A 7,865-nucleotide genomic window follows, 5' to 3' on the forward strand; every position below is an offset into this window, starting at 1 on the left:
ACGGGACCGCCGGCCCGGGTATAGGCGGCCACGGCTTCCAGCCCGTTCACCGGCCGTTCCTTTGCCGTTTCAGGAGGGCCGCCGTCATCGCCATCGCCTTCTCCTCCATGTCGGCGGCGATGTTCTGGGCCTTGCGCCCCAGAAAAGCGGCCGCCAGCATGATGGGAATGGCTACGGCAAGGCCCAGTTCGGTGGTGATGAGGGCCTCGCTGATCCCGCCCGCCATGAGCCGGGGATCTCCGGTGCCGTGGATGGTGATGACCTTGAAGGTATTGATCATGCCCGTCACGGTCCCGAGCAGGCCCAGAAGCGGGGCCACGGCCGCCAGAACCTTCAGGGCCGGCAGGAACCGCTCCAGTCGGGGCGTCTCCCTCAGGATCGCCTCGCCCAGGCTGCTTTCAATGACCTCCCGGGGCTCGTTCTCCACGCCCAGGCCCGCCTTGATGACATTGGCGGTCGGGCGGCCCGCCTGCGTATCGGCTGCGGCCATGGCCCCCTCGACATCGCCCGCGGCCACCAGATCGGTGACGTCGCCCATCAGGACGTCGGTGTTCTGGCGGACCCGCCCCAGAAAATAGAGCCGCTCCACAACGAGCACGACCGCGGCAATGCCCACCAGGAGGATCGGCCAGACCAGAAAGCCGCCGCCCTGGATGTCCTCCCAGAGGGTCGTCCGGTGGGAAAGCTGTCCGAGGACCGAACCGCCCGAGATGTCCATGGGGACGGTATCGGTCTCTCCTTCCAGAAACCGCTTGAGCGCTCTTTCGGTACCGAAGCCGGGGGGCGCCGCGGCCATGAGCCTCCCGGAAACAGGGCTCGGGTGGAGATAACCGGCCGCCCCGTCCTGATCGAAAAGGGCCGAGAGATGCCCCAGCCGCAGAATCTCCGCCTGGACCGGCCGCCCCTCCCGGTCGAGAATCTCGCCGGTTCTTCGAAGCATCCGGCCCGATGCCGCCATGTCCTCGAAGGCCAGATCCACCAGGAGCCGAATATCCGACACCCCCAGGCGCTGCTCTTTTTGGAGCAGCGCCTTCAGTTTCGTCAACCGCTCGGGACGCTCCGCCGTGTAAGGCGATCGTTCGGCCAGCCCCAGAAAATTCCGCACGAATTCGATCACGACACCCGAAAGGGCCTTCATATCCGCGGCATGGCCCTCGAGGGCTTGCGCCGACGCCTCCCGCCGGTCCCGCATTTCCGCCAGATCCGCCTCTTCCCCGGCCAGTTCGGACCGCTCGGCCGCCAGACGGATCTTGAGATCACGAATCTTTTCGTTCCATTCGGCCCGTGCCGAGGCGATTTCAGATTCGACGCGGGCCTTCTCGCGCCTCGCCTCGGCCAGGTCCGCGTCCACCTCGCGGCCGACCCGGGAAAAATCGTCGGACCGGGCCGAAACCCCGGCCGGCAGAAGGAGCATCATCAGCCACAGCAGAATAACGCGCCTCATTTGACCGCGTCCTCCGCGGCATCCGTCGGACGCCCGATGGGCAGCGCCACCAGAGCGGCCAGACGGGAGCGGTCCGCCATCTCGATCGCCTGCCGTATCCGGGCGGCATGATCGTCGACAGGCTCCCAGCGCTCGGATCCAGGGTTCCACCGAAAGGCGCCGCGGCCCCCTTCGGCAAGAGCGAACAGCCCCAGGCGGCCCACGGAGAGCCGACGGACGGGGATGACGCGGCCGTCGACTTCGAGTTCGGCCGCATCCGCCTCGGTGAGATATCCGTATTCGATCTCGACGGAGAGCGCCTCCAGAAAGGCGCTTACCTTGGCCGGAAAGTCGGCGTCCGCGTCGTCGGCGAGCTGAGAAAGATGCCGGATCCGGGCATCCCGCGCTTCAGGATGAAGCGGCATGTCCCGGTCCACAAAGGTTTTGAGCCGCTGGATCCCCTCATCCAGAAACGGCCCCAGGTCGTCCCGCAGGGTAAGGGCGGCCTTCTCCGCCGCCGCCAGATCCCCCGTCTTCTGTTCCAGATCGGCCGTAAAGGCCGCCGTCTTGTTCCGCCGCCACCGGACCCGCGCCAACTCCCGCTCCAGGGCATCGGCTTCCGCCGTCAGTTTTTCCGCCTCGGCGGCCCATCGGTCCTTGAGCTGCTGGGCCGCGCGTCGAATGTCCACGGCGCTTTCCGCCGTTTCCAGCACCGCCCCGGCGGACGGCGCCGCCCCCGGTCCCGCGGCCGGTATCCGGGCGGCCCCGCCCAGGAGCACGACGGTGCACGCGGCAAGGATCGCACAGCAGCGCTCGGCCCGGATGCGCCCGGTGTCTCTTTTTCTCGTCCATTTCATCATAAGCCCTCGGGTTTCAAACAAAAAAAGCCAAGAATAGCCTCTTCCCCGGAATCGGGTCGGGCCTTCTTGGCTTCTGCTTCGTAAATAAAGATTGGGTTCGCGGTCAAAACGCGATTTCATATCGCGCCGCCCCTGTTGATTAGAAAAAATCCCGGTTGTTGTCAATAGCCGATTCTCATGCAAATTCAACTTTCGACTCGATCGGTTTTTTTATTTCCCCTTGCCATGGCCCAAAACGGCCAAATGGTTCGCATCGTATCCATCCGCCGCGGACGGAATATGAACGAAAGGCTTCGGGGAATGGGAATCCAGGTGGACGACCTGGTCAGGGAGGAATGAAGGAATGGTCAAAAAGATGAAGGATATGGGTGCGGGAGACCGGAGGCGCGTCACTGGGTATGAACGCGGCCTCGATGCATACCGGAATAAACTGTTGCCCATGGGCCTCACCAAGGGCACCGACGGCAGCTTCGGCAATGAAAACAGCGAGAATTCCGCCCTGACCGCCGTCAGCAAGACCATCACCCCCCTGCTGAAACCCATCGGCGTCACCGACGGGAACTGGCCGGCCACCGTCGGCGTGTTTACCGGTATTTTCGACAAGGAGGCCGTGGGAAGACAGCCACCCTGCAGGATATCGCCGTCCATTTCAGGATGACGACGGACGCCGTCACGCCAATGGTGGACCTGTGGATTCGAAAGGGGAAGGTGAGAAAGCACGACGGCAACCCTGGATGTCAAAAAGGCTGCTGCAGGTGCGACCCATCATCCATTGTCACCTATGAATGGGTCGATTGATGCCGTACGTATCCTCCCGGCACCGGCATAGAGGCCCTACGTCACTTCCAACTGCTTTTTCAGTCCAACGGAAAACACATCGCAGCGCGCCTGACACTTTTCAGGCCTGCGGCCGTGCCTCCGGAACTCTTCAAAAAACTCGATCCATTTTTCGCCCGTTCGGGGACACGACTGAATGAATTCCATAAAATCGATCAGACTGTCCAACGTATCGGCGCTGAGGGCGTGTTCCATTTTGCAGGCTTCCTGGTCGGCGACTTTCGGATCGATCCTCAGGATCTCGGTCAAGAATTGATTCAACACACGATGCCTGCGCCGCATCTCCCTGCCGACATCCGCCCCATCCTCCGTCAGCTCCACATGCTCGTACTTTTCATAGGCTACCAGGCCTCGCTCATTCAATGTTTTGAGCATGCTGGATACGGTGGGCATCTTCACATCCATTCTCTTGGCGATATCCTTGACGCGGACCACCCGTTTTTCTTTGTCCAGGTCGAAGATAGCCTCCAGATAGTCCTCCATGACGGGCGTCAGGGGCTTGTTCCCGGCTTTTCCTTTATCGTGGGTTGTCATGCCGCCGCCCTTCTGTTAGGCAAATAAAATTTATATTGATGTATCTAGTAATTCATCCTCCCAAGGCTCGTCAAGCGATTTCAGCCCCTGCCGCAGTGCTATAGGATTTCAGATAATGATTTTGCAAGGCAGATGGAGGAAGGCGTAAAGGTCATACGGCGACGAGCGATCACGCAGGCAAAATCCTTATCTGGAAGCCTATACGCCATGCCCAATCCGGCATGACATTCCGGCGCCAACGCGATTGAGGCCTCAACGTGCCGACGCCGGATTTTGGCACCGTCAGAATTCGACGGTCATCCGAACACCGGCGATCCAGCCGTCGATATCCGCCGTCTCTTCCGCGTCGTATTCATCCTTCATGTACTGCAAATCGGCCGTAACGGCGACATAATCGTTAAGCACGACCCGCCAGTAGATCTCGCCGACCTGGCTGCCGTCGATGCCGTTTTTGCCTTTCAGGTAAGCATACCCCAGGCCGATATTGTCCGCTTCCCGGTTGTACCATCTGCCGGTGATGTTCAAGCCTCCGGAATAGAGGGCATCATAATCGACGGGAGCCTTGTCTTCCTGCCACCCCAGCCGGATCCAGGCGCCGAAGACATCGCCGAATTCCTGGTCGAAGGAGAAAGTGACGCCGAAGAGGCCTTCCGTATCACCTGCTTCGTCCGAGAAATCCTCGCTGGTGCCGCCGATAATCAGCCGGTAGTTGCCGTCGCCCATGGCGGTGGACAGTTTACAGGCGGCCTGACCCCCAAAATAATGGTAGCTGTTGCCGTCATCATTTTCGCCGATATTCATCCCGAGCACCGTGAAATCGAAATTCCCGAACTCCCATTCCACCGCGCCCCCGATATCGTAGGAAGGCAAAAAGCCGACGGATGAATTCACCAGGGCATCGTTCATGAACTGGGTGTACTCGTCGTTGGCAAAGGCGTTCTCATCGATGTAGGCGGTGGCGTCGATGATGCCCCCCGTGACACCCAGGGAATGATTTTCACCAAAGACGAAGGTGTGCTTGTACCACAGGGTGAGCAGATAATCCCGGTTGCGCCCGTTGATGTCCTTGACGTCATCCTCCAGGTCCGCGGCCCATGGCGCCGGGGAGAAGCCCGTCACTTCGTTCAGGCCGTTTCCGGCCGCGAAACCGAAAACGGCCGAAATCTCATCGGTCTCCGTGAGCTTCAGGCTGAACTCCGGCTGGAAGAGGGCTGCGCCGCGACCGATGTCACCGTCAGCAGCAGCATCCGCCCATTGGTACTGGTAAACGCCGGCACCCACGCCGTTGATTGAAAACCGGTCCGTGATATCATACGCCCGACCGGGTGCGGCGAGCACCACCAGCAGCGACAGCGAGATAAGACCTTTGAGAAATTGATGCGTCTTTGTCTTCATCCAACACCTTTTCCTGTCAAAAATGGTTTCTTGAGAATGGTTTGCCGACAATCGTCTTTAAATCCATTCACTTGGCGATATCCTTAAAACGGAACTCAACTATCGCGGTTATTAGGGAAGGCTTTTTTTGTTAGATAAAGCTAATTTTTATTGGGACACCTAATAGACTTGTCTCCAGGAGCTGTCAAGCTTTTTTCAGAAGCTTTCATCAGGCTCCGCCGCAGTACCCCACCCTGCCGATACACAGGCCGATATGCGCCCCGGGAGCGGGTGGTCTTCCACCCTTGAGAGCGGTCACCGACTTCACTTTTCAGACGACGACCATGATGCCGGTTTTCAGGCCGCCCGATCTGTCCGCCCGTCAAATTATCAGATATATCCTGTTAATTTGCACTTGACTTTCCTTCTCTTTTCTTTACTATATGCCACATCATTGATCAGGTGCTCAGTTATAGCTGAAAAGGGAACCCCGTGGAATCCGGGGACGGGCCCGCCGCTGTGATCGGGGACGAAAGCCGCAGGATGCCACTGGCCGAAAGGCCGGGAAGGCGCGGCCGGTAGGGTGATCCGGGAGTCAGAAGACCTGCCTGATCGACATATGTGGGCAACAGCCGCGCGGACGGCATAACAGCCCGGAGGCGATGCATGCATCGCCGGCTTTCTGTGGATAAAAAAGGGATATCCCGGATCGATTGTTTTCGGTCCGGGATTTTTTTTTGGACCGCACCGCAACGCCGCACCCCATCTCCTCGGGGCATGGGGCTGCACTGAAGCTCACGGAAAAACCATCGTCACCCAACAGAAACGGAGACAACATGAATCGAAAAATGCTTGCCGCACTCACGACCTTTTTCCTGGTATCCCTCCTCTCCTCGGCCGCGACGGCGACCGGGCACGGCCGCGCCAAGGCCGACGACAAGGGACCGGCGATCCTGCTGGTGACCTTCGGCACCAGCGTACCCAGCGCCCAGGCGGCCTTCGCCAACATCGAGACGCAGGTCAAAAAGGCGTTTCCGGATGTCGAGGTCCGGTGGGCCTACACCTCCCATATCATCCGCCAGAAACTGGCCCGGGAAGGCAAGGTGCTCGATTCTCCTGAAATCGCCCTGGCAAAGCTGATGGACGACGGTTATGCCAAGGTGGCGATACAATCCCTTCACATGATTCCGGGACAGGAATTCCATGAGATCCACACCAACGCCATGATGTTCGAAAGGATGGTCGGGGGATTCGACAAGGTCATCGTGGCCCATCCCCTGCTCTCCGCCAATGACGCCATGGAGAACGTGGTGAAGACCCTGCCGGCCGCCATGATCCCCAGGGATCGGACCCCGGAAGACGCCGTGGTCCTGATGGGCCACGGCACCCATCACGCCGGCGACGCCATTTATTCCGCCATGATGTACAAATTCCAGAGCATCGACCCCAACATCTACGTCGGGACGGTGGAGGGACACCCCACCTTTGAGGACGTCAAGGCCCAGCTCGTGAAAAAGGGCATCCGCAAGGCCTACCTGATTCCCTTCATGTCCGTGGCCGGGGATCACGCCCTCAACGACATGGCCGGCGAGGAAGCCGATTCCTGGAAGCAGATGCTGACCCAGGCCGGCATCGAATGCGTGCCGGTATTGAAGGGCATGGCGGAATACGACGCCCTGGCCGACCTGTGGATCGAAAACCTCAAGATTGCCGTGAAACATCTTCAGCCGTAACCGAAGGAGAAAATCATGCATTTTTACTGGCGCGTCCAACAGGATCTGAACTGTCTGGGAGAAACGATCGTCTTTCACGACCCCGGTTTTATCCGGGGATTCCGGCAATGGGTGCGTAAAAACGCCGTCGGCCTGGCGGCTGCCGAGGGTTTTTCCCTCGATGACCTGCTTCGGCCGCACCTGAATTGAGCGGCGGCCGGACCGCTTATTTCAAAAACGGGGCGGTCCGGCCGATGGGGCCGAAATCCCTTGCCATTTCCCGGTAGACCGGGCGTCCCACGAAAAAGGAATAGATCTCGTCGGCCTTGACTTCCGGGTCGACATCCGCAAACCGTTCCGGATAGAGGATCCTGCCGATGGCATAGGCGTCGACCAGGGCGGTATCGATGTTGGTGGTGTAGGAATTGAAGGGCAGCAGCACATGGACCCGCCGGTTCTGAAAGGCCTTCAGGGCCGCGTAGAACCCGGGATTTCCGCGGTAATCGTCGGCCACCAGGGCAAGCCCCCCGCCGTCGACGAAGACGACGTCCGGATCGAGGCCCAGCAGCACCTCCCTGTCCACGAAAACATGGCTCCCGATTCGGGCCGGCACCTCCTCCGCCAGGTTTCGCGCCGCCGTCCAGACGAAGGGGATATAGCTGATCTCGGTACTCTCGATGCCGTGGGCTCCGCGGTAACCGATGCCGCCGACATAAACCCCCGGCTTTCCCTCCTCGGGGATGCCGTCGACCCGCTGCCGGAGATCCTCTCTCATGGCCAGAACGGCGTCGACCACCGCCTTGGCCCGCTCTTCCCGCTTCAGAATCCTGCCCGCGATTCTCAGGGAATCGAGGACCGCCTCGTCAAAGGTGGCGAAGGCGCCATAGCTCAATACCACAACAGGAATGGCCAGGGCCTTCTCGACCGCGTCGGCCAGTTCGGCGTCCATGTAAGTGACGAAGATCACCTGGGGGGTCGACGCCATCAGGGCTTCCAGATCCGGCTTCTTGTTGATGGCCGAAGGGCCGCCCGGACCGCAGCGGGGCAACCGCGCCAGCTCCGGGTGGGCAATCCAGTACGGCCGTCCCGTGGGGTTCAGCTTCTCCATCTCCTCCACGGCCGTCA

9 protein-coding genes and 1 riboswitch are annotated in these 7,865 nt (G+C 60.2%); of the genes, 4 read left to right on the top strand and 5 right to left on the bottom strand.

The genetic code is table 11. The features are described from left to right. Positions 1-46: 46 nt before the first annotated feature. Positions 47-1,444, bottom strand: a complete 1,398-nt coding sequence (locus tag AB7S84_RS15325; protein ID WP_428155541.1) for a MotA/TolQ/ExbB proton channel family protein — start codon at positions 1,442-1,444, stop codon at positions 47-49. Continuing rightward, positions 1,441-2,283, bottom strand: a complete 843-nt coding sequence (locus AB7S84_RS15330) for a DUF3450 domain-containing protein (RefSeq protein WP_428155543.1) — start codon at positions 2,281-2,283, stop codon at positions 1,441-1,443. Before AB7S84_RS15330 ends, AB7S84_RS15325 begins: the two co-directional genes overlap by 4 nt. A 343-nt stretch (positions 2,284-2,626) precedes the next feature. Here AB7S84_RS15330 and AB7S84_RS15335 point away from each other — a divergent pair, with 343 nt between their 5' ends. Further along, complete coding sequence (locus AB7S84_RS15335; protein ID WP_020877238.1) at positions 2,627-2,941, top strand: nucleoside recognition domain-containing protein; 315 nt, start codon at positions 2,627-2,629, stop codon at positions 2,939-2,941. Beyond that, a complete protein-coding gene (locus AB7S84_RS15340) occupies positions 2,938-3,081 on the top strand; it encodes a FeoC-like transcriptional regulator (protein WP_428155546.1) in 144 nt (47 codons plus the stop codon). Before AB7S84_RS15335 ends, AB7S84_RS15340 begins: the two co-directional genes overlap by 4 nt. 36 nt (positions 3,082-3,117) lie before the next feature. Here AB7S84_RS15340 and AB7S84_RS15345 read toward each other — a convergent pair whose 3' ends face one another. Together AB7S84_RS15345 and AB7S84_RS15350 are read right to left on the bottom strand one after the other, a co-directional pair. Next, positions 3,118-3,654: a metal-dependent transcriptional regulator gene (locus AB7S84_RS15345; protein ID WP_020877237.1), complete on the bottom strand. Its 537-nt coding sequence runs from the start codon at positions 3,652-3,654 to the stop codon at positions 3,118-3,120. Positions 3,655-3,936: 282 nt separating this feature from the next. Further along, the gene (locus AB7S84_RS15350) at positions 3,937-5,049 is read right to left on the bottom strand and encodes a carbohydrate porin (RefSeq protein WP_428155548.1); all 1,113 of its coding nucleotides are present in this window, start codon (positions 5,047-5,049) and stop codon (positions 3,937-3,939) included. 422 nt (positions 5,050-5,471) lie between these two features. Next, a riboswitch (cobalamin riboswitch) is annotated at positions 5,472-5,654 on the top strand. Between the two features lie 210 nt (positions 5,655-5,864). Between AB7S84_RS15350 and AB7S84_RS15355 the strand changes: the two genes are divergently transcribed. Beyond that, positions 5,865-6,761: a sirohydrochlorin cobaltochelatase gene (locus AB7S84_RS15355; RefSeq protein ID WP_428155550.1), complete on the top strand. Its 897-nt coding sequence runs from the start codon at positions 5,865-5,867 to the stop codon at positions 6,759-6,761. Positions 6,762-6,776: 15 nt separating this feature from the next. Further along, positions 6,777-6,950, top strand: a complete 174-nt coding sequence (locus AB7S84_RS15360) for a hypothetical protein (RefSeq protein ID WP_020877234.1) — start codon at positions 6,777-6,779, stop codon at positions 6,948-6,950. A 16-nt stretch (positions 6,951-6,966) separates the two neighbouring features. Here AB7S84_RS15360 and AB7S84_RS15365 read toward each other — a convergent pair. Next, on the bottom strand, positions 6,967-7,865 hold an 899-nt coding region (locus tag AB7S84_RS15365), incomplete at its 5' end, for an ABC transporter substrate-binding protein (RefSeq protein ID WP_428155552.1).

The organism is Desulfococcus sp. (assembly GCF_050178255.1).
In the GTDB taxonomy this organism is placed as follows: domain Bacteria; phylum Desulfobacterota; class Desulfobacteria; order Desulfobacterales; family Desulfococcaceae; genus Desulfococcus; species Desulfococcus multivorans.

Excerpts from the sequence above, each read along its gene's own strand:
- AB7S84_RS15335 (WP_020877238.1), top strand. The coding sequence starts at position 2,627 with ATGGTCAAAAAGATGAAGGATATGGGTGCGGGAGACCGGAGGCGCGTC.
- AB7S84_RS15330 (WP_428155543.1), bottom strand. The coding sequence starts at position 2,283 with ATGATGAAATGGACGAGAAAAAGAGACACCGGGCGCATCCGGGCCGAG.
- AB7S84_RS15345 (WP_020877237.1), bottom strand. The coding sequence starts at position 3,654 with ATGACAACCCACGATAAAGGAAAAGCCGGGAACAAGCCCCTGACGCCC.
- AB7S84_RS15325 (WP_428155541.1), bottom strand. The coding sequence starts at position 1,444 with ATGAGGCGCGTTATTCTGCTGTGGCTGATGATGCTCCTTCTGCCGGCC.
- AB7S84_RS15360 (WP_020877234.1), top strand. The coding sequence starts at position 6,777 with ATGCATTTTTACTGGCGCGTCCAACAGGATCTGAACTGTCTGGGAGAA.
- AB7S84_RS15340 (WP_428155546.1), top strand. The coding sequence starts at position 2,938 with ATGACGACGGACGCCGTCACGCCAATGGTGGACCTGTGGATTCGAAAG.
- AB7S84_RS15350 (WP_428155548.1), bottom strand. The coding sequence starts at position 5,049 with ATGAAGACAAAGACGCATCAATTTCTCAAAGGTCTTATCTCGCTGTCG.
- AB7S84_RS15355 (WP_428155550.1), top strand. The coding sequence starts at position 5,865 with ATGAATCGAAAAATGCTTGCCGCACTCACGACCTTTTTCCTGGTATCC.